At 67.2% G+C, this 18,823-nt stretch carries 15 protein-coding genes and 1 pseudogene; 9 read left to right on the forward strand and 7 right to left on the reverse strand.

Annotation, left to right across the window (positions count from 1 at the left end):
• Positions 1-10 precede the first annotated feature (10 nt).
• From nrdI to ACYVM4_RS16700, 4 genes are all read left to right on the forward strand, one after another.
• Entirely contained in the window at positions 11-508 is a 498-nt protein-coding gene (gene nrdI / locus ACYVM4_RS16685; RefSeq protein ID WP_368819972.1) for a class Ib ribonucleoside-diphosphate reductase assembly flavoprotein NrdI, read from the forward strand.
• Positions 505-2,664 carry a class 1b ribonucleoside-diphosphate reductase subunit alpha gene (gene nrdE, locus ACYVM4_RS16690; RefSeq protein ID WP_368819973.1) on the forward strand — a complete coding sequence of 720 codons (2,160 nt, stop codon included), beginning with the start codon at positions 505-507 and terminating at the stop codon, positions 2,662-2,664. Before nrdI ends, nrdE begins: the two co-directional genes overlap by 4 nt.
• Positions 2,665-2,755: 91 nt before the next feature.
• Positions 2,756-3,754, forward strand: a complete 999-nt coding sequence (gene nrdF / locus ACYVM4_RS16695) for a class 1b ribonucleoside-diphosphate reductase subunit beta (RefSeq protein ID WP_368819974.1) — start codon at positions 2,756-2,758, stop codon at positions 3,752-3,754.
• A 349-nt stretch (positions 3,755-4,103) separates the two neighbouring features.
• Positions 4,104-4,313, forward strand: coding sequence for an ABC transporter ATP-binding protein (locus ACYVM4_RS16700; RefSeq protein ID WP_460669255.1), 210 nt, complete (start codon positions 4,104-4,106; stop codon positions 4,311-4,313).
• A gap of 130 nt (positions 4,314-4,443) precedes the next feature.
• Here ACYVM4_RS16700 and ACYVM4_RS16705 read toward each other — a convergent pair whose 3' ends face one another.
• A complete protein-coding gene (locus ACYVM4_RS16705; protein WP_460669256.1) occupies positions 4,444-5,136 on the reverse strand; it encodes a hypothetical protein in 693 nt (230 codons plus the stop codon).
• A 160-nt stretch (positions 5,137-5,296) separates the two neighbouring features.
• A complete protein-coding gene (locus tag ACYVM4_RS16710) occupies positions 5,297-5,608 on the reverse strand; it encodes a 4a-hydroxytetrahydrobiopterin dehydratase (protein ID WP_460669257.1) in 312 nt (103 codons plus the stop codon).
• A gap of 105 nt (positions 5,609-5,713) precedes the next feature.
• Between ACYVM4_RS16710 and ACYVM4_RS16715 the strand changes: the two are divergent.
• Together ACYVM4_RS16715 and ACYVM4_RS16720 are read left to right on the forward strand one after the other, a co-directional pair.
• Positions 5,714-6,546 (forward strand): annotated as a pseudogene (locus ACYVM4_RS16715) (IS5 family transposase).
• 269 nt (positions 6,547-6,815) lie between these two features.
• Positions 6,816-8,138 carry an NYN domain-containing protein gene (locus ACYVM4_RS16720; RefSeq protein ID WP_460669258.1) on the forward strand — a complete coding sequence of 441 codons (1,323 nt, stop codon included), beginning with the start codon at positions 6,816-6,818 and terminating at the stop codon, positions 8,136-8,138.
• A 744-nt stretch (positions 8,139-8,882) separates the two neighbouring features.
• Here ACYVM4_RS16720 and ACYVM4_RS16725 read toward each other — a convergent pair.
• From ACYVM4_RS16725 to ACYVM4_RS16735, 3 genes are all read right to left on the reverse strand, one after another.
• Positions 8,883-9,608 carry a YwaF family protein gene (locus tag ACYVM4_RS16725; protein WP_368820010.1) on the reverse strand — a complete coding sequence of 242 codons (726 nt, stop codon included), beginning with the start codon at positions 9,606-9,608 and terminating at the stop codon, positions 8,883-8,885.
• Positions 9,609-9,777: 169 nt separating this feature from the next.
• Positions 9,778-10,200 (reverse strand): hypothetical protein, encoded by a 423-nt coding sequence (locus tag ACYVM4_RS16730; protein ID WP_460669259.1) that lies wholly within the window; start codon positions 10,198-10,200, stop codon positions 9,778-9,780.
• A 409-nt stretch (positions 10,201-10,609) separates the two neighbouring features.
• Positions 10,610-11,230, reverse strand: a complete 621-nt coding sequence (locus ACYVM4_RS16735) for a dihydrofolate reductase family protein (protein ID WP_460669260.1) — start codon at positions 11,228-11,230, stop codon at positions 10,610-10,612.
• A 274-nt stretch (positions 11,231-11,504) separates the two neighbouring features.
• On the opposite strand from ACYVM4_RS16735, the gene ACYVM4_RS16740 reads away from it, so the two are divergent.
• Entirely contained in the window at positions 11,505-12,677 is a 1,173-nt protein-coding gene (locus ACYVM4_RS16740; RefSeq protein ID WP_460669261.1) for a YbfB/YjiJ family MFS transporter, read from the forward strand.
• A gap of 41 nt (positions 12,678-12,718) precedes the next feature.
• Here the strand turns inward: ACYVM4_RS16740 and ACYVM4_RS16745 are convergent, their stop codons facing one another.
• Positions 12,719-14,020: an Nramp family divalent metal transporter gene (locus ACYVM4_RS16745; protein WP_460669262.1), complete on the reverse strand. Its 1,302-nt coding sequence runs from the start codon at positions 14,018-14,020 to the stop codon at positions 12,719-12,721.
• Positions 14,021-14,463: 443 nt separating this feature from the next.
• Here ACYVM4_RS16745 and ACYVM4_RS16750 point away from each other — a divergent pair, with 443 nt between their 5' ends.
• Positions 14,464-15,975: an MFS transporter gene (locus ACYVM4_RS16750; protein ID WP_368820015.1), complete on the forward strand. Its 1,512-nt coding sequence runs from the start codon at positions 14,464-14,466 to the stop codon at positions 15,973-15,975.
• A 96-nt stretch (positions 15,976-16,071) separates the two neighbouring features.
• On the opposite strand, the gene ACYVM4_RS16755 is transcribed toward ACYVM4_RS16750, so the two are convergent.
• A complete protein-coding gene (locus ACYVM4_RS16755) occupies positions 16,072-17,052 on the reverse strand; it encodes a patatin-like phospholipase family protein (protein WP_460669263.1) in 981 nt (326 codons plus the stop codon).
• A 678-nt stretch (positions 17,053-17,730) separates the two neighbouring features.
• On the opposite strand from ACYVM4_RS16755, the gene ACYVM4_RS16760 reads away from it, so the two are divergent.
• Positions 17,731-18,657: a M12 family metallopeptidase gene (locus ACYVM4_RS16760; protein ID WP_460669264.1), complete on the forward strand. Its 927-nt coding sequence runs from the start codon at positions 17,731-17,733 to the stop codon at positions 18,655-18,657.
• The last annotated feature ends 166 nt before the right edge of the window (positions 18,658-18,823 follow it).

The following is an 18,823-nucleotide window of genomic DNA, read 5'->3' on the forward strand; positions in this document are numbered from 1 at the left end:
CGCGGAAGCAATGAGCACGCACCACCCCGGCACCCGTACCGGGACCGCTCAGCAGGACCACGGCGACACCGCCGCGGCACCGGACAGCCACGCCCCGCTGGTGGTCTACTTCTCCTCGGTCTCCAACAACACGCACCGCTTCGTCGAGAAGCTCGACGCCCGCGTGCTGCGCCTTCCTCTTCTGACCGGGGAGGAGCCCCCCGAGATCACCGAGCCCTTCGTGCTGGCCGCCCCGACGTACGGGCGGCCCAACGGCAGCGGGGCCGTCCCGCCGCAGGTCGTGAAGTTCCTCAACAAGGAGACCAACCGGCGGTTCCTGCGCGGCGTCATCGGCGCGGGCAACACCAATTTCGGGCCGGCGTTCTGCCTGGCCGCGGACAAGATCGCGGCCAAGTGCGGCGTCCCCGTCCTCTACAAGTTCGAACTCATGGGCACCCCCGAGGATGTCCACCAGGTAAACCAAGGATTGGAACAGTTTTGGCGACAATTTCCGCAGCTCCGGGCGTGAGCGTCGAGCCCGGCCACGAGGACACGCGCGTCCCGGAGAAGTACCGGGGCCTGGGCTACCACGAGCTCAACGCCCTGCTGAACCTCTACGACGCCGACGGCCACATCCAGTTCGACGCCGACCGGCAGGCCGCTCGGCAGTACTTCCTGCAGCACGTGAACAACAACACCGTCTTCTTCCACGACCTCGAGGAGAAGCTCGACTACCTGGTCTCGCACCAGTACTACGAGCCCGAGGTCCTGGCGAAGTACAGCATGGAGTTCATCAAGGAGCTCTCCAAGCGGGCGTACTCCCAGAAGTTCCGCTTCGAGACCTTCCTGGGCGCGTTCAAGTTCTACACGTCCTACACGCTGAAGACCTTCGACGGCCAGCGCTACCTCGAGCGCTTCGAGGACCGCGTGGTCATGGTGTCCCTCTACCTCGCCGACGGCAACGAGCTGCTCGCCACGCAGCTCGTCGACGAGATCATCTCCGGGCGCTTCCAGCCGGCGACCCCCACGTTCCTCAACGCGGGCAAGCAGCAGCGCGGCGAGCTCGTCTCCTGCTTCCTGCTCCGCATCGAGGACAACATGGAGTCCATCGGGCGGTCGATCAACTCCGCCCTGCAGCTGTCCAAGCGCGGGGGCGGCGTGGCGTTCGCGCTGACCAACGTCCGCGAGGCCGGGGCCCCGATCAAGAAGATCGAGAACCAGTCCTCGGGCATCATTCCCATCATGAAGCTGCTGGAGGACTCGTTCTCCTACGCCAACCAGCTGGGCGCCCGCCAGGGCGCGGGTGCGGTGTACCTGCACGCCCACCACCCGGACATCTACAGCTTCCTGGACACCAAGCGGGAGAACGCGGACGAGAAGATCCGGATCAAGACCCTCTCCCTGGGCGTGGTCATCCCGGACATCACGTTCGAGCTGGCCAAGAAGAACCAGGACATGTACCTGTTCTCCCCGTACGACGTGGAGCGGGTCTACGGGATGCCGTTCTCGGACGTCAACGTGTCCGAGAAGTACCACGAGATGGTCGCGGACGGCCGGATCACCAAGAAGAAGATCAACGCCCGCGAGTTCTTCCAGACCCTCGCCGAGGTCCAGTTCGAGTCCGGGTACCCGTACGTCATGTTCGAGGACACGGTGAACCGCGCCAACCCGATCGACGGCAAGATCATCATGTCCAACCTGTGCTCCGAGATCCTCCAGGTCTCCGAGCCGTCCACGTACCACGAGGACCTGAACTACGACGAGGTGGGCAAGGACATCTCCTGCAACCTCGGCTCCCTCAACATCGCGCTGACCATGGAGTCCCCGGACTTCGGGCAGTCGGTGGAGACCGCGATCCGGGGTCTCACCGCGGTGTCGGACATGTCCGACATCACCTCGGTGCCCTCGATCGAGCGCGGCAACCAGATGTCCCACGCCGTGGGTCTCGGGCAGATGAACCTGCACGGCTACCTCGCCAAGGAGCACATCCACTACGGCTCCGAGGAAGGCCTCGACTTCACGAACATCTACTTCTACACGGTCACGTACCACGCGGTCCGCGCGTCGAACGAGATCGCCAAGGAGCGCAAGGCGGTGTTCGCCGGCTTTGAGCGGTCCCAGTACGCGTCGGGGGAGTACTTCACCAAGTACACCGACCGCGAGTGGGCCCCGGCCACCGGGCGGGTGCGGCAGCTGTTCGCCGAGGCGGGCGTGCACATCCCCACCCGGGCGGATTGGGAGCAGCTCAAGGCCTCGGTCATGGAGCACGGGATGTACAACCAGAACTTGCAGGCCGTGCCGCCGACCGGGTCGATCTCCTACATCAACAACTCTACGTCCTCGATCCACCCGATCGCCTCGAAGATCGAGATCCGCAAGGAGGGCAAGCTGGGCCGCGTGTACTACCCGGCGCCCTTCATGAACAACGAGAACCTGGAGTACTTCCAGGACGCGTACGAGATCGGCTACGAGAAGATCATCGACACCTATGCCGCCGCCACCCAGCACGTGGACCAGGGCCTGTCCCTGACCCTGTTCTTCAAGGACACGGCCAGCACCCGGGACATCAACCGGGCGCAGATCTACGCGTGGCGCAAGGGCATCAAGACGATGTACTACTCCCGGATCCGCCAGCTGGCGCTGGAGGGCACCGAGGTCGAGGGCTGCGTGTCCTGCATGCTCTGACCGCCGGCGCCCCGGCGACCACCCTAAAACTCCCCGCGCGCGTCCGCAGGACGCGCGCGGGGGTCCACCCCGTTCGAGGAAGAGACAGATCATGACTCTGGAGAAGAGCGAGAGCATCGACAAGGTGCAGCTGCTCCACCACCAGGCCCAGGCCATCAACTGGAACCGGATCGAGGACCCGAAGGACGACGAGGTCTGGGACCGGCTGACCGCGAACTTCTGGCTGCCCGAGAAGGTGCCGATCTCCAACGACGTCCCCTCCTGGAAGACGCTCACCGCGGAGGAGCAGGAGCTCACCATGCGGGTCTTCACCGGCCTGACGCTGCTGGACACCATCCAGGGCACCGTGGGCGCCGTGTCTCTGATCCCGGACGCCGTCACCCTGCACGAGGAGGCGGTGTACACCAACATCGCGTTCATGGAGTCCGTGCACGCGAAGTCCTACTCCTCCATCTTCTCGACGCTGTCCTCCATGAAGGACATCGACGACGTCTTCCGCTGGGCCCGGGAGAACCCGTACCTGCAGAAGAAGGCCGACATCGTCATTAAGTACTACAAGGGCGACGACCCGCTGAAGAAGAAGGTGGCCTCGACCCTGCTCGAGTCCTTCCTCTTCTACTCGGGGTTCTACCTGCCCATGTACTGGTCCTCCCGGGCCAAGCTGACGAACACTGCCGACCTGGTGCGCCTCATCATCCGCGACGAGGCCGTGCACGGCTACTACATCGGCTACAAGTTCCAGCGTGCCATGGCCCTGGAGTCCCAGGAGCGTCAGGACGAGCTGAAGCTCTACACCTACGAGCTGCTCGAGGAGCTCTACGAGAACGAGGTGCGCTACACCGAGTCCCTCTACGACGGCGTCGGGTGGACCGAGGACGTCAAGAAGTTCCTGCACTACAACGCCAACAAGGCCCTGAACAACCTGGGCTTCGAGGCGCTGTTCCCGAAGGAGATGACCGACGTCTCGGCGGCCATCCTCTCCGCGCTGTCCCCGAACGCCGACGAGAACCACGACTTCTTCTCCGGCTCGGGCTCCTCCTACGTGATCGGCAAGGCCGTGAACACGGAGGACGAGGACTGGGACTTCTGATCCCGTTTGAGGTGCCGGGCTAGTTGGCCAAAACGGTAGGAGTTGGCCAGAACGCGCCAGCGAGTTGGCCAGCGACCGCGCAGTTGGCCAGGCCGCCTACAAGGGACCCAGGAAGTGCGGTGAGTGACCGTTCTGAGCCTCGAAGGACCCACGGGTCCGGCAGGGATGGCACTCAGCATGAAACTTGGCTGGAAAGCCAACAAGAACGGGGTGGCCCTGTTGTCGCAGGGCCACCCCGAGCCGGGCCAAAGGACCCGATGCCTAGTACGGCTCGGACAGTCTACGTGAGTTCCCAGCGTCCCCACTACGGGGCGTGCTCGGGCTCGGCGCAACCTCCAAGGAGGTCGCGATGGCACGCAGTGTCAATCGCAGTGCTCGAACAGGACGCTTTGTCAGCAAGGCGACCGCGTCTCGGTGGCCGGGTAAGACGACCCATGAGGCCGTCGGCTCGGGCACCAGCAACAAGCGCACTGTGACCCGATCCGCAGCAACCGGGCGCTTCGTGCCGAAGGGGCGCGGCGACGGCAATCCTGGCGGCACGATCCGTCAGCGCGTCTGATGATTGAGGGCCCGGTCGCTGAGGCGGCCGGGCCTTCAGTTCAGTGACACGCCTCGACAGCGTCAATTACAACCGGTTCACGGCACTTCCACGAATCCGCTGACCGGTGATTGAGCCTTAAGCCATGACCTCATATCGCGCCCTGCACGCTTTGGAACAGGGCTCGGCCGAGCAGCTTCACGACCTCGAGCTGGACGCGTTCGTCGCTGAAGAGGTGATCCACCATCTGGCCCTGATCAGCCTGATTGCGGAACGCGGCGGAGAGCACGGAGTTCTTCAGGTCGGGGCTGACCATGAACTGGGCCTCGGAGTTGTTCTTCGCCTGGGCCACGAGCCGGTCGTCCTGTTGCAAGGAGTTCAGCTGGGAGGTCACGAAGTTCTCCCGCACGTCCTTCGGCAGGTCCTGACCGAAGATCTCGTTGAGCCGGTTCACGACCTCCTCCAGCGCCACGAGCTTCGGGTCCCGGTTCATCCCGGAGCCGGCGGCGCTGAGCGGGTTCAGCTCGACCGCCTCCCCGGAGGCCAGCTGGATGTCGGCGGCAGGGCCGCGGGGTCGGCTGATGACGTCGAGGAGGTCCACGGTGGACAGGTCGGGGGTCTCAGAGCGTTCGTCCTGCTTGGTGACCTCCCACAGCACCCGGTAGAAGATGGCGCGTTTGGCGATGTCGGTGTCCTCGAAGTCCAGCAGCTGGGAGAGAAAGTCATAGAGGTTGGTGAAGGTCCGCAGGTTCTTGCGGAACAGGTCCCCGGACGTGAGCGTCTCGCCGTCTGCCGGCGTGTAGACCAGCTCGGAGAAGCCGCCTTCCTCTGCCGTCCGGCACACATCGGCGCGCCGGCCAGCGCGATCGTCATCCCGGAGGACGGGTCGCCGGTCCTCCACGCAGCCTGACGGAGGCCCGATCACGGGGCGCTTCCCTGATCGCCTCTTGGCGTATCCGCTCGGCGCCTCGACGGTCCGTTCGCCCCTGCCCGACGGCGCGGACTCACTCCGCGGCGGCGACCCCGAGGTCCGCGGCGTGGCCGCTGATGGTGCGGGCCAGGTCGATGTCGCGGCTGGTGATCCCGCCGACATCGTGGCTGGAGAGCGTGACGCCGACCTCGGGGTAGGTGAGGGTGAGGTCGGGGTGGTGGCTGGCCTCCTCGGCGGAGGCGCCGATGCGGTTCACGAGCTCCAGCCCGGTGGAGAACTTCCGGGTCCTGAAAGTGGCGGCGAGGGTCTCGCCGGCCTGGCGCCAGCCGGTGAGCCCGGCCTCGGCGACCTCGGCAGCGGACAGCTTCCGTTGGGCATCAGTCATGGTGCCATCATGGCCCCGGCGGGCCGCCGCGGGCCACCCCTAAGACCTGGTCTCAAAACCTGATCTGTCGTTGCCGCCCGCTTGGGAGTGCTTCACAGTGCCTGCATGACGACGAGGAAGCAGTCGTGGATGGTCGATGACCGTCTGTGGGAGCTGATCGCCCCGCTGATCCCTCCCCAGCCACCTCCTCGAGGGCCCGCGGGGCCGACCCCGGATCGATGACCGTGCCGCCCTGGGAGGGATCCTGTTCGTGCTCCACACCGGGTGCCGCTGGCGGGATCTGCCCCCGGCCTTGGGCTGCGGATCCCGGCACACCGCCTGGCGCCGCCTGCGCGAGTGGCAGGAGGCCGGGGTGTGGGAGAAGCTGCACCGGGCTGTGCTCGAGGAGCTCTCCGAGCAGGAGATCCTCGACTGGTCGCGGGCCAGCATTGATGCTGTGTCCGTGCGGGCCAAAAGGGGGGCGAGCTGACCGGTCCCAACCCCACTGACCGCGGGAAACCAGGCACGAAGTACCACCTGCTCACCGACGCGGCCGGCCTGCCCCTGCACGAACTGGTCTCAGCAGCCAACACGCACGACAGCAAGCTCTTCGAGCCGCTGCTGGAGACCAATCCGGCAGTGCGCGGTCGCCGCGGTCGTCCGGGGCGACCTCGCCGCCGGCCGGAGAAGCCGCAGCGGACAAGGGCTACGACTACCCGAGGTGCCGTCGCTACCTGCACCGGCGAGGCATCAAGGTTCGGATCGCTCGCCGCGGAATCGAGGCCAAGACCCTCCTGGGCCGGCACCGCTGGGTCGTAGAGCGCACCATCTCCTGGGTGCTGCGCTTCAAGCGCCTCGGGCTGCGCTACGACCGCACCGCAGCCACGCTGTTGCCGTTGCTCCTGCTCGCTGTCACACTCATCAACTTCCGCCGACTCCGCCAGTCGACCGAGTTCTGAGACCAGGTCTAATCCGCAAGGGCGTACACACCCGGGCACTGCCGCGGTCAGGAATGCGCGGAGTCAGCAGCTGTCGAGGCTACGGATCCTTCCGACATGCCACTGGATCCACTTATCTACGTGGCTGAAGGCCACAGTCGAACGGATGGGGGCCCCGCTGTATTTGATGCAAGACATCTGCGCACGATATGGCCGTGCTGCAGCCTGTGGGGCCACTACAAGTGATTAGCTAATGCACATAGTGCAGCTCACCCAATCGCGAGGACGCCATGGGCCACCGCAGATCCGCCATGTTCATAGACTTCGACAACTTTTTCAGCGGGTTGCTCAGTAGCGACCCGAAAGCAGCCCTCGAGCTCGCAGAACGACCGTCCGCATGGATCAACCGACTGGCCACGCACGACGCTGACGACGTCCGACGCTGGCTGGTGCTGCGTTGCTACATGAACCCCTCTGGCAGCATCGCCCACCCCCTGCAGCCGGGGGAGCGGCTGTACTTTTCGAAGTTCCGGCCATTCTTCACCCAGGCCGGCGTGGAGGTCGTGGACTGCCCCAGTCTCACGCGGGGGGCGAAGAACGGAGCGGACATCCGCATCGTGATAGACGTGATGACCGCTCTGCAGCACGACACCTGCTACGACGAGTTCGTGCTGGCCTCCAGCGATGCCGACTTCACACCGTTGCTTCAGGTGCTACGCGCCCATGACCGCATAACCGCAATCATCGCCACTGGCTCGACCGCGGTGGCCTATGAAGCCCTGGCCGACCAGTACCTCGATGAGCAGGACCTGTTCGACCTCATGGCCCCGGACCAGGAGTCAGAAACTGACGTCGCTGAGGAAGCTGCGGCGATCCTGGAAGTACACAGCGTCGCAGGGGACGCCACTCCCGGGGGCCGGCCGAACGACGAGGAGGCATGGCGGGAGTTCTGCGAGGTGGTGCGCAGCGATTACGAGTCCTCCAAGGTGCCCATCAATTCTGCCCGCCTTGCCAGCCGGATCCACGCAGACCTGGGTGAAGTCGTCACACGTACCCGGTGGTTCGGTGGAGGAACGTTCCGGAAGGCCGTCGAGCGGATCGGCTTGCCCAACCTCAACTTCTCACCGCACCACTTCTGGGACTCGACCAGGCACCCGGCACCCGAACCCGTCCAGCCTGAGCCGAGCGACCCGCCGGAGGTCCCGGCGCCGCTTCCCCCGGGTATCACCCGATTCTGCGACGTCGCCAAGATGCCCCGACTGCCGCAGGAACACTGGCCCGTCGTGTTCGAGGTGCTCTCGGAGTACGCCCGTGAGTTCGACTTCAACCTCTCGGAGGCCTCGAAGTGGTCCAGGGACCGCGCCAGGGAACTGGACGTTGAGGTATCCCGGAGAGCGCTTCTCTACGTTATTCGAGGTGCCCGAACCGGTGGCGCCGACCTCAGTGCGGACCAGGCCCCTGATGCCCCTGCCATCGGCCGCGCTGTGCTCAGCAGCGTGCTCGAACAGGCCGCCCTGGCGGGGTTCTCTCCTTCCGAGGACGAGAAACAAGACCTGACCGACTGGCTAGCAGTCGACGCGTCGAGCTTCAGGCTTGTCCACGAAATGCTGTGACGACCGGAGCGGTACCCGGCCTTCAGCTTTGCGTCGGTAGCTGGCAACGCCGTCGCTGGCTCAGCATGAACCCTCGAACAGTTGGAGCCGGACGGTGTCGGAGGGGTCGGGAATGGCCAACTAATCCGGGTCGGCGAGAACATGTTCAATGTGAGGACAATGCCTAGATTCTGGGACTTTAGGACTGGCCACATTGGCCAGTTAGCCCGGGGCCTCACATCCCGTGTAAATAGACAAACTATTTGGACCTTTTCACAACATAATTGGTCCTGTGACACAACATCCGGTTCTTTGGTCCCGTCGGTGTCACGAGGCCTCCTTTGGGGCGCGATTCCAAAGGGGCGGTAGCTCGTCGGCTGTGGTCGCTATATCGGCGCTCAGGAGCACGGAGTTGTACGGGCCAATAAATTCGGGCGTAGTTGGGAGATTCCGGGCTGGTCGGCCAGGACGGCAGAGCGAGGCGGCCAATGGTCGCGTAGTTGGTCACGGCATCGACGAGGCATCAAAAGAGTGCGGCGAGTCTTCACGATTGGTGAGCAGGCGTTGAACCCATGCGGTCCACTCGGCAGGAGCAAAGCGAAGGACACTGCGACGATCGCCGACGTAGCTCCACCGGCGACGAGCAGCTTGCGCTCCTCGCCTCCGGCGAGAACCCACACACCGCTGCACCAGACCGTCCCCGAGGGGCAGTCCACTTGCCGCCGCCCCGGCAGGCCCGAGTCGATGCCCTGTGGTCGTGCTGCCTCAGCCTGCCGCGTCGACTCGGGTCTCGGCCGTGCTCGGCCGCCGGAACGTCCACGGCCAGGTGATGAGCGCCCACGCCACAGTGACGATGAGCAACTCCACCAGCAGGTACCACGGCCAGGGCCCGAACAGGTCGAGGATCGAGGGGTTGTCCGGCTTGCCGTTGAGGAAGCCGTAATTGGTCCCCAGCCAGCTGTTGAGCCCGAACGTTGCCATGGCCCACGTGACGGTGACGACCAGGGCCAGTCGGTAGTCCCGCCAGTCAACGCGGCCGCCGCGTCCCCACATCAGGTACAGGGCTGCCCAGAGCACCAGGATGTGCTGGACCCAGAGGTCGATGAAGTCGATGTGGGGGAAGTCCGGCGAGTCGAGTGCCGGGGTGAGGATGGCCTGCGGGTTGAGAGTGAGTCCCCAGTAGTAGGTGAGCGCCGTCGCCCAGTGGGCCCGTGTCCACAGGGCGATGACGGCGACCATCCACGCGAGATCCGAGAGGTGGACCGGCAGTGAGATGTGGACGTCGAAATTGCCCGGCCACCACCGGTAGACGAGCATCGTCACCGTGTACGTGGTCAGCACCGAGGCGAAAGCCCGGGAGAAGATCACCTCGGCCTCGGAATCCCGTAGACGGCGGCCCACGATCACCACGACCACAGCACCGAGGACGCAGACGCCCAGAGCAGCCCAGTGAGTGGGGCCGTAGGGTACGAAGACCTCCTCGTCGGGCATCGCAGTCTCCCCTCCACCTGTCCGGATTATAGATTCCCCGGACCGAGCGCCAGGAGCTCGAACGATCGAAGGGAGGGCACGACAGCGGGGAGACCCGTGCCACGGTGCGGTCAGGGGGCTCGGCCCCTCCACCGGATTTCTGGGGTGGTGCGGCCATGGCGCCGGAGCATCACAGCTGGTCGTCCAGGGCCATGGGCGGAGCAACATGGACCGGAACCGGTGTCGGCTTGCTGTCGGAGTCCTTGACCTTGCCCTGACCGATGCTGCGAGTGACGGAGATCAACTGGTAGGGCCGCTTGGCCCGGGGCCGTGTGTCGCGCCGAAGCAGTGCCACCCACCCTTCGCCGGCAACGTCCACTTGCTTCAAGGGCCGGGTGAGGTAGCTGATGACCGTCGGCGGCGTGGTGGATCGGTCGATGCGGGCCCCGCCGACGAGACCGGTATTGAAGTCCCGGGTCCAGGCGTTCTTCGCCGGCGTGGCCGAGGCAATGTGCTCTGTGAACTCCGGTGGCACCTCGAAGGTCGCCATCCTGCCTTCTACGCCCCGCAGCCGCAACGGCACCCGGTACTGCGGTGCGTCCAGCACGTCCATCCCAGGCCCTTCTTCGTGGGTTCGAACGGCGGTATTATAGCGGATCCTTCTGTTTTTTCCTCTAGGGGCAGAAGATCATGGCAGCAGCGGGCAACCGCGCCACTCCGTGACATGCCGAGCTGGCCCACGACGGTGAACATCCTTGCGTGCGCCGGGCGTGAGACCCCGACGGCGAGGGTGCCCCAGGTGGCGCCTCGCGCTCTGAGCTGGTGCCATGGCCTCCCCGGCGGAGCGGGGGTGGGGTAGTGTTCGTGGTGGACATGCAGAACTCGCCTTCTCGTGTCCACGGCTCGCTCGGTCTTACTGGACCGGGCGGGCCATTTTTCGTAGGTGGGGAGTGGAACCCCAGGGAATGAGCGGGCGACGACCAGTGTCAGCCGCGGGAGCAGGGCGGCTCCGGCGCGGTCGCCTACTGCGCCGGCTGCGAGACGTCCACGCCGGTGACCGGGTCGCCGGCCCGCTCGTAGACGAGCGAGATCGCACCTTTCGGGAACGCCCGCGGCGGCTCCACCAAAGTGAAGGCCGCCGGGACGGTGCCGTCGCCGAACAGGCGCTTGCCCGAGCCCAGGACCAGCGGATAGAGGAACAGGTTCAGCCGGTCGACCAGGTTCTCCCTGAGCAGGCTCGTCACGAGGTCGCCGCTGCCGATGACGTGGATCTCGTCGAACCGGTCCTTGAGCGCTCGCACTTCGGTCGTGACATCCGCCAGCACTGTGGTTCCCTCCCACGACGGGTCGGTCAGCGTGCGCGAGACGACGAACTTCGGCACCGCGTTGAACTTCACGGCGATCGGGTCGGCGTCGCCCTGGGCCGGCCAGTAGCCGGCGAAGATGTCGTAGGTCCTGCGGCCGAGCAGCAAGGCGTCCAGGCGCTCGATGCCGGCGCCGATCGTCTCGCCCGACTCGTCGTCGAAGTACGCCCCCTGCCATCCGCCGAGCTCGAAACCGCCCGAACGGTCCTCGTCGGGTCCGCCCGGCCCTTGGTACACGCCGTCGAGGGTGAGGAAGAGGTCGACCTGGATGATGCCCATGGTGTGGTCCTTCGGTGTGCTCCTGCGAGATCCGCGTGCACCATTTTTTCTCGACGACGTCCGGGGATCAACCCCTGGGCCGACGGATGACGACCCACTCGGACACGGGCCGGACAGGGTCCGCATGCACAGTGTCGACCGTGGAAATGCCATCCTGAGGGTCATCGGCGCTGCACCCACCGGCTGGTCCCACGACGGCCGGGGCGCTGATCGGGACCCCTGCTCCTGGAGCAGACGGACCCATCCGGCTCCACCACGAGAGGACGGCAAGCCCATGCCCCAGAGCACTCCGGGCGTGTGGACCGTCGTCGTTCCTGGAGCTGCGGCGATGGCGCTGGCCATGGGCGTGGGCCGGTTCGGGTTCACCCCGATCCTGCCGCTCATGCAGGACCAGGCCGGCCTGGCGCCGGAGCAGGGCGCACAGCTGGCCACCGTCAACTACCTGGGCTATCTGCTGGGAGCGGTGCTGGCCCTGGTACGACCCGCGGTGACCTCGTCCGTCCTGGCGTTCAGGATCGGGCTGGTGGTCCAGATCGCGACTCTGGTCGCGATGGCGGCGACCGCCTCCGTACCCGCCTGGGCCCTGGCCCGGCTGAGCTCCGGGGTGGCCAGCGCCGTGGTGTTCATCGCCGTGGCCGGCGTCGTGGCCGTCCGGCTGTCGCACGGGGGAGCGCGCAGCGGCGGCTGGGTCTACGGCGGCATCGGCGGGGGCATCGCGCTGTCCGGCGTGCTCGTGCTGGCACTGGAGCGCGCCGGGACCTGGAGCACGGCCTGGTGGGCCTGCGCGGTGGCCGCCGCGGCGCTGGCCGCGGTCGCCTGGGCCTTGCCGGTGGGCGGCGCGCCGGGCCCCGTCCGGGCCCCGGCGTCGCGAGCCGGCTCCGGTTCCCCGGTGCGGATCGAACCGGGGGTCCGCCGTTCGTTCGTGGCGCTCGTTATCAGCTACCTCCTGGAGGGCGCCGGCTACATCATCGCGGGCACGTTCCTCGTGGCCGCGATCCGTGCCACCTCCCCGGGGTGGATAGGCAGCAGCGCCTGGGTGGTCGTGGGCCTGGCGGCCCTGCCGTCCTCGGCGCTGTACTCCCGCCTCGCCTCTCGCTTCCCACCGGCCACGGTGCTGCGCACCGCGCTGCTGGTCCAGGCCGTCGGCATGCTGCTGCCCGCGGTGTTCTCGGGCAGCGGCGTGGCGCTGTTCGCCGGGGTCGTGTTCGGTGGAACCTTCCTGGGCATCGTCTCCCTGGGCATGGGCACCGGGGCCCGCATGGGTATCCCACGCTCGGCAGCCATCCTCACGATCGCCTTCAGCATCGGGCAGATCCTCGGGCCGCTGGCCGCAGCGCCCCTGCTGGGCGGCGGGTATGCCCCCGCCCTGGTGCTCGGAGCCGTGATCGTCACCCTGGCCGCAGTCCCCACCCTGTTGATCCGCTCCGGCAGGAACGCCACCGGTTGACGCCGTCCGGGCCTGCGGCGGAGGGATCCACGGTCTGCGCCTCAACCGCCGAGGACCGGTGCCAGTGACTTGATCAGCTGCTGCACGCCCAGGACGGCGAACAGCAGGGCCGTGATGCCCAGGGCGATGTTGGTGTGCAGCTTGTTGGCCCACTTCTTCGGGATCCGTCTGCCGTTGAGCAGGCCCAGCAGCGTGAGGGCGAGGAAGGGCATGAAGAGCGAGCCGAGCATGCCGTAGGCCAGGATCAGGCCGATGGGCTGGCCCAGGGCGAAGAGGATCATGGGCGGGAACGTCAGCCACAGCACGTAGAAGCGGAAGTACTTCCCGCCGACGCGGGTGTCGGGGTGGCCGGACTCCTTGCCGCGGACATTGCCCCAGAAGTCGGCGAACATGAGGGAGACGCCGTTCCAGACACCGATGATCGAGGAGAAGGACGCGGCCCAGAAGCCGATGAGGAACCCGGTGCCGACCACGTCCCCGTATTCCGCGCGCAGCACGTCGTAGAGGTCGAGGAGGCCCTCGTCGCCGGAGCTGAGCGCCAGGCCGGCGGAGCGGACCACCTCGGCGCCGACGATCAGCATGGCGATGACGAAGATGCCCGTGACCACGTAGGCCATGGAGTTGTCGATCCGCATGACGCGCATCCACTTCGGGGTGTACCAGCCCTTCTCCCGCAGCCAGTAGCCGTAGGCGGCCAGGGTGATGGTGCCGCCCACTCCACCGGCCAGGGCCAGGGTGTAGAGCACACCGCCCTCCGGGATGATCGGCACCAGGCCCGTAAGCATCTCGGGGATGTTGGGGGTCGCGATGACGGCCAGCCCGACGACGGTGACGAACATCAGGCCGACCAGTGCGGCGGTGATCTTCTCGAAGGTGGAGTACTTCCCGAACCACACCATGACGAACCCGAGGAGGCCTATCAGGATCGCCCAACCCCAGAGCGGCAGGACGGGGAAGACCGCCGCGAGGGGAAGGGCCGCGGAGGACATCGCCGTCGCTCCGTAGACGAAGCCCCAGATCATGATGTACGGACCGAAGTACCAGGTGGTCCACCGGCCCAGGGACCGCCAGCCCTCGAAGATGGTCCGGCCGGTGGCCAGGGTGAAGCGCCCGGCGCCCTCCACGAGGATGATCTTGAGGATCACCCCGAGGATCACGGCCCACAGCAGGCCGTACCCGTACCGGGAGCCGGCCACCAGCGTGGCGACCATGTCGGCGGCGCCCACACCGGTGGCGGCGACCACCAGGCCGGGTCCCACGATCTTCCACTTGGCGGGTGCGCCGCCGTCGTCGTCCGCGCGGGCCTCGTGGGCCGCGAAATCTGTCTCGTTCTGGTGGCTCATCTATGTCCTCATCGGATCGATCATGTGCATGCTGTGGCTCCTGGCGGAATCGGCACAGGACTGCTGATCGGCGACGTCATCGTGCGGCGCCGGGAGATCCGGGTCTCCCGCACAGCCGCGAGCTGGCCGAAGGGGTCGCCGTGTTCGACCGGACGGACCCGGTCCGCACCGGAGTCCCGTGCCCCGGATCACTGTACTGTGCGATGAGCCGCACCGTTCCCGGCACGGGGACCGGGAAGGGAGGCGGGTCCCCCGGGATGCAGGTCTCGACCCGGGGGCGGGTTTCCGGACACCTCCGCGGGTCCGACCGGTGGACGATCGTCGGCGAACCGGACCGTTGCGGGAACGGCGGCGCGACGCCGGTCACCGGCCTGTTCCGCTCGGTGGTCCGAGCAGGCCACCGAGCCGTTGGCGTGTCCGCGCCCCTCACTACACTGGGCCGCATGAACGAGCACGAACCGGGCCCGTCCCGGGCCGCCGCGGCTCCCGTCGGCCGCGCAGCACTTCCCGCGGACGCGGCCGTCACGTCCGCTCCGACCGATGACGGCGAGGCACCGCCGGGGCTGATCGATCCCGATGCCGTCGACACCTCCGTGCGCAGTCCGGCGCAGCGGTCCCGGACCTTCGCCGGGATCCTGGTGAACACCGCCCTCGCCAACATCACGACCAGTTACCTCTGGTTCGCCCTGACGTTCTGGGTGTACCTGGAGACGCGCAACGTGATCGCCACCGGGGTGGTCGGTGGCGCCTACATGCTGCTGATCGCGCTCTCGAGCATCAGCTTCGGCACCTTCGTGGACCGCTACCGCAAGCTCGCCGTGATGCGCTTCGCCGCCGCCTTCACACTGGTGCTGTTCGTGCTGGCCGGCATCCTGTTCTTCCTCGCCCCGGCTGCCTCGATGGCGGACCTGACCCGGCCGTGGATCTGGGTCTTCGCCCTGCTCGTCCTGATCGGGGCGGTGGTGGAGAACATGCGCAACATCGCCCTGTCCACCACGGTCACGATCCTCATCGAACCGGACCGGCGTGCCAACGCCAACGGGCTGGTGGGCATGGTGCAGGGCCTGATGTTCATCATCACCTCGGTGCTCTCCGGGCTGTCGGTCGGACTGCTGGGCATGGGCTGGACGGTCGTGGTCGCCGTGGTGCTCACGGCCGTGGCCTTCGTGCATCTGTTGACCCTGCGCATGCCCGAGGAGGTGCGCGCCGCGGCCACGGACGCCCATGGCGGCTTCGACCTGCGGGGCGCCTTCGCCGCCGTGGTGGCCGTGTCCGGGCTGTTCGCGCTGATCCTGTTCTCGACGTTCAACAACTTCATCGGCGGCGTCTATATGGCGCTGATGGACCCCTACGGCCTGGAGATGTTCCCCGTGGAGATCTGGGGAACGGTCTTCGCGCTCGGCGCCACCGGGTTCATCGTGGGCGGGGCGCTGATCGGCAAGTTCGGGCTCGGGTCCAACCCGCTGCGCACCATGCTGCTCGCGGTGGTCGCGATGGGCGCGCTCGGCGCGCTGTTCACCGTGCGGGAGTGGGCCTGGCTGTACGCCCTCGGCATCTGGCTCTACCTGGTGCTCGTCCCCTTCGTGGAGGCGGCCGAACAGACGGTCATCCAGCGGGTCGTGCCGCTCGAGCGGCAGGGCCGGGTCTTCGGCTTCGCCATGGCGTTCGAGTCCGCGGCAGCGCCGATCACCGCGTTCCTCATCGCACCGCTCGCCCAGTTCTGGATCATCCCGTACGCGCGATCCGCGGAAGGCAGCGCCCAGCTGGCACCGCTGCTGGGCGAGGGCACCTCGCGCGGCATCGCCCTGGTGTTCCTGGTGGCCGGCGTCGTCATGATCACGGCCGCGCTGCTGGCGTTCCTGACCCCGGTCTACCGCCGGGTCTCGGCGACGTACGCGCGGATCGCGGCGGAGGATGCCGGGAACGGCGTCACCGCCCCCTCGTCCCCCTCCTGAGCGAGACCGCCGGTCGGCCACCGTCCTCGCTCAGCCGAAGGACGAGGGCCGTGGCCGGCCGACGGGCTCGACCGGGCCGGCAGACCCGTCGCAGCGTCAGCGATGTGCGGCGACATAGGCGTCGAAGTCCCACGGTGGGCGGGTGGACGAGCCGTCGAGGAACTTCTCGGCGGCCCGGCGGCCGTTGTGGTAGAGGAAGTCCCGGTCGTCGTCGGTGAGGTTGAAGTCGGTGGCGCGGATGCTGCCGGTGTCGACGAAGATGGTGCGGGCCTGGGCGTCGGGGGACTCGATGTGCATCTGGTCGTAGAAGCCGGTCATGGTCTTGAGCATGGCCCGGCTCATGCTCACCGGTCCCCTGATCGGGTACCCGGTGCCCTGGACCGCGTCCGGATGGGCCGAGAGCTTGATGCCCAGCGTGGGCCACCGCGGAGTAGCGCCCGGCGGGGCGTCGAAGGCGGCGATCGGGAAGTTGGAGAGCATCCCGCCGTCGACCAGCCACGCCCTCCTGCCGTCGGCGGTGTCCCAGCGGACCGGACGGTAGAAGAAGGGGATGGACATCGAGGCCCGGACCGCCTCGACCACGTGCTGAGCGCCCCGGTCACGGCCGAACTCGTCGTAGTCCCAGGGCAGATAGCGCAGCCGGCCCCTGCTGATGTCCGAGGCGGTGACCACCAGCCGGAACGACCGCTCCGGGGCGGGAGGCCGCTCGTCGTCGGTGTAGGGCAGGTCCGCGAAGGTCCGCACCCCGTACTCGTCGAGCTGGGACTGCAGCCAGGAGCGGAGGTGCTCGCCGAGGTAGATGCCGTTGCGGGCCAGGATCCCGGCGGCCTTGCCGGCGGTGGTCCGGGTCAGACGGGAGCCGTCGCGGAAGTCCGGGTACTGGACGGAGCCGATGATGTCCACCAGCTTGCTCGCCGGGGCGCCGGCGGCGACCAGGGCCCCGACGATGGCACCGGCAGAAGTACCAGCGACCCGTTTGAAGCGGTAGCCGCGCTCCTCGAGGACCTCGATGGCTCCCACCAGGGCGATGCCCTTGACGCCCCCGCCCTCCAGCACCAGGTCGGCATACCGCTCCATGCTGTCCACGTCCCCTCGGCACGTTCTGTTTCCGCAGCCAGTACAGCAAATGATGTGAGGGCATGGAACGGGTGTCCGGTATCGGGTCCCGTGTGACGAGCAGGACATCGCACCTGGAACGTCGGCACCTGCAGGAACCCCCAGCCGTTTCTCCCGGCGCAGAGGAGAGCGGCCTGACAGGCACACGGACGGGGGTGGAGGGATCTTCATGTTGGTGTCACATGGTCACAGCCCCGGCACAGCGAGGATCCTTCTCTTGGAGGGGCAGCCTCGAGCGTGGTTTCGTCGATGCATATCACTTGGATGGTGTTCACCGCACGCTGCGAGGAGCGATGGGTGCCGGCGTCGACCCGTAGCGCCACCTCGGTCCTCCAGGATCGATGCCCGTCCAGGTCAGAGCGTGGATCGGCTCGGTGTGCCGGCAAGCCGTGCCGATACCGTGCGGGCCGCGACTGCTCGGCGCGGAACGGCTCGCGTGGGGGCCCTGTCGCCGGGTTCTCGCGGGGCGTCGACGCCCTCGGCCTGCCGCGAGCCGTGCTCGAGACCATCTGACAGGTGCTCGTTCAGGAGTTGAGAATGATGAGTTCCTCAGTTCGCCCTTATTGTGCCGTCAAGCCGCGCATCGTGCGTCCCCTCCCCGAGGGGCTGGTGGGCGTCAGACAGCGGCTCGTACGGTTGATGGCCCAGAAATGGGTCAACGGGACAGTGCTCCGCTACGCGTTCCGGGAGGGACCCGAGCCTCAGCGCCAGGCGGTGCGGAGCGCGTTCCAGGAGTGGAAGGACCTGGGGATCGGTCTCGGATTCCAGGAGGTGGAGGAGCCGGGGGAGGCGGAGGTGAGGATCTCCTTCGACCAGGCCGACGGGTCCTGGTCCTACGTGGGCCGGGACGTCCTGACCATCGGCACCCAGGACGCGACCATGAACTTCGGCTGGGACCTGACCGATGAGTACGGGCGCACGACGGCGCTGCACGAGATCGGCCACACGATGGGCCTGCCGCACGAGCATCAGAACCCGTTCGCCGGCATCGTGTGGGACGAAGCGAGGGTCTACGCGTTCTTCGCCGAGGCCCCCAACCACTGGTCCCCGGAGACGACGCACCACAACGTCCTGCGCAAACTGGGACAGGACGAGGTGGAGGGCTCGACCTGGGATCCCGACTCGGTGATGCAGTACGCCTTCCCCGAGGGACTCATCAAGGAGCCCGCCCGCTACCAGACGGGCATCAGCCCCCCGGGCGGTCTGTCGACCAAGGACCAGGAATGGGTGCGGAAGTTCTACCCGGTCCTGCCGGACGTGCTCCCGACGCTCGAACCGTTCCGGTCCACGCCGCTGACCCTGGCCCCGGGACAGCAGGCGGACCTCGAGATCACCCCCGACGTGTCGCGGAAGTACCAGATCGCCACCTTCGGGACGGCCGACACCACCTTGGTGCTCTTCGAGGAGGTCGACGGAGAGCTGCGCTTCCTGGCCGGCGACGACGACAGCGGGGAGGACCGCAACTCCGGTGTGTCGGCGAAGCTCTTCCGGGGAAGGCGGTACGTCATCCGCGTCAGGCTCGCCTGGGCAGGCCAGTCGGGAGACACCGCCATCATGTGCTGGTAGCCCGGACATGGTCTCCTCGATCGCCCGAGCGGCGGCCCCTTCGCCCAGCACCCCACCCGGCCACCGCCGGGTCCCCGGCGGACCGGTGAAAAGGGCCGATCGCGCCGGTGTCGATGCCACCGGTGTCGGAGACCCCGGAACCTTGACGGCCTCCGGGCCGGCCACG

It is taken from the genome of Kocuria himachalensis, assembly GCF_054784195.1.

Bases quoted from the DNA above. Each gene is read 5' to 3' on its own strand.
- ACYVM4_RS16725 (WP_368820010.1), bottom strand. From the start codon at position 9,608: ATGCCCGACGAGGAGGTCTTCGTACCCTACGGCCCCACTCACTGGGCT.
- ACYVM4_RS16710 (WP_460669257.1), bottom strand. From the start codon at position 5,608: ATGACTGATGCCCAACGGAAGCTGTCCGCTGCCGAGGTCGCCGAGGCC.
- nrdF (WP_368819974.1), top strand. From the start codon at position 2,756: ATGACTCTGGAGAAGAGCGAGAGCATCGACAAGGTGCAGCTGCTCCAC.
- ACYVM4_RS16760 (WP_460669264.1), top strand. From the start codon at position 17,731: ATGGCCCAGAAATGGGTCAACGGGACAGTGCTCCGCTACGCGTTCCGG.
- ACYVM4_RS16745 (WP_460669262.1), bottom strand. From the start codon at position 14,020: ATGAGCCACCAGAACGAGACAGATTTCGCGGCCCACGAGGCCCGCGCG.
- ACYVM4_RS16740 (WP_460669261.1), top strand. From the start codon at position 11,505: ATGCCCCAGAGCACTCCGGGCGTGTGGACCGTCGTCGTTCCTGGAGCT.
- ACYVM4_RS16735 (WP_460669260.1), bottom strand. From the start codon at position 11,230: ATGGGCATCATCCAGGTCGACCTCTTCCTCACCCTCGACGGCGTGTAC.
- ACYVM4_RS16720 (WP_460669258.1), top strand. From the start codon at position 6,816: ATGGGCCACCGCAGATCCGCCATGTTCATAGACTTCGACAACTTTTTC.
- ACYVM4_RS16730 (WP_460669259.1), bottom strand. From the start codon at position 10,200: ATGGACGTGCTGGACGCACCGCAGTACCGGGTGCCGTTGCGGCTGCGG.
- ACYVM4_RS16750 (WP_368820015.1), top strand. From the start codon at position 14,464: ATGAACGAGCACGAACCGGGCCCGTCCCGGGCCGCCGCGGCTCCCGTC.
- nrdI (WP_368819972.1), top strand. From the start codon at position 11: ATGAGCACGCACCACCCCGGCACCCGTACCGGGACCGCTCAGCAGGAC.
- ACYVM4_RS16755 (WP_460669263.1), bottom strand. From the start codon at position 17,052: ATGGAGCGGTATGCCGACCTGGTGCTGGAGGGCGGGGGCGTCAAGGGC.
- ACYVM4_RS16700 (WP_460669255.1), top strand. From the start codon at position 4,104: ATGGCACGCAGTGTCAATCGCAGTGCTCGAACAGGACGCTTTGTCAGC.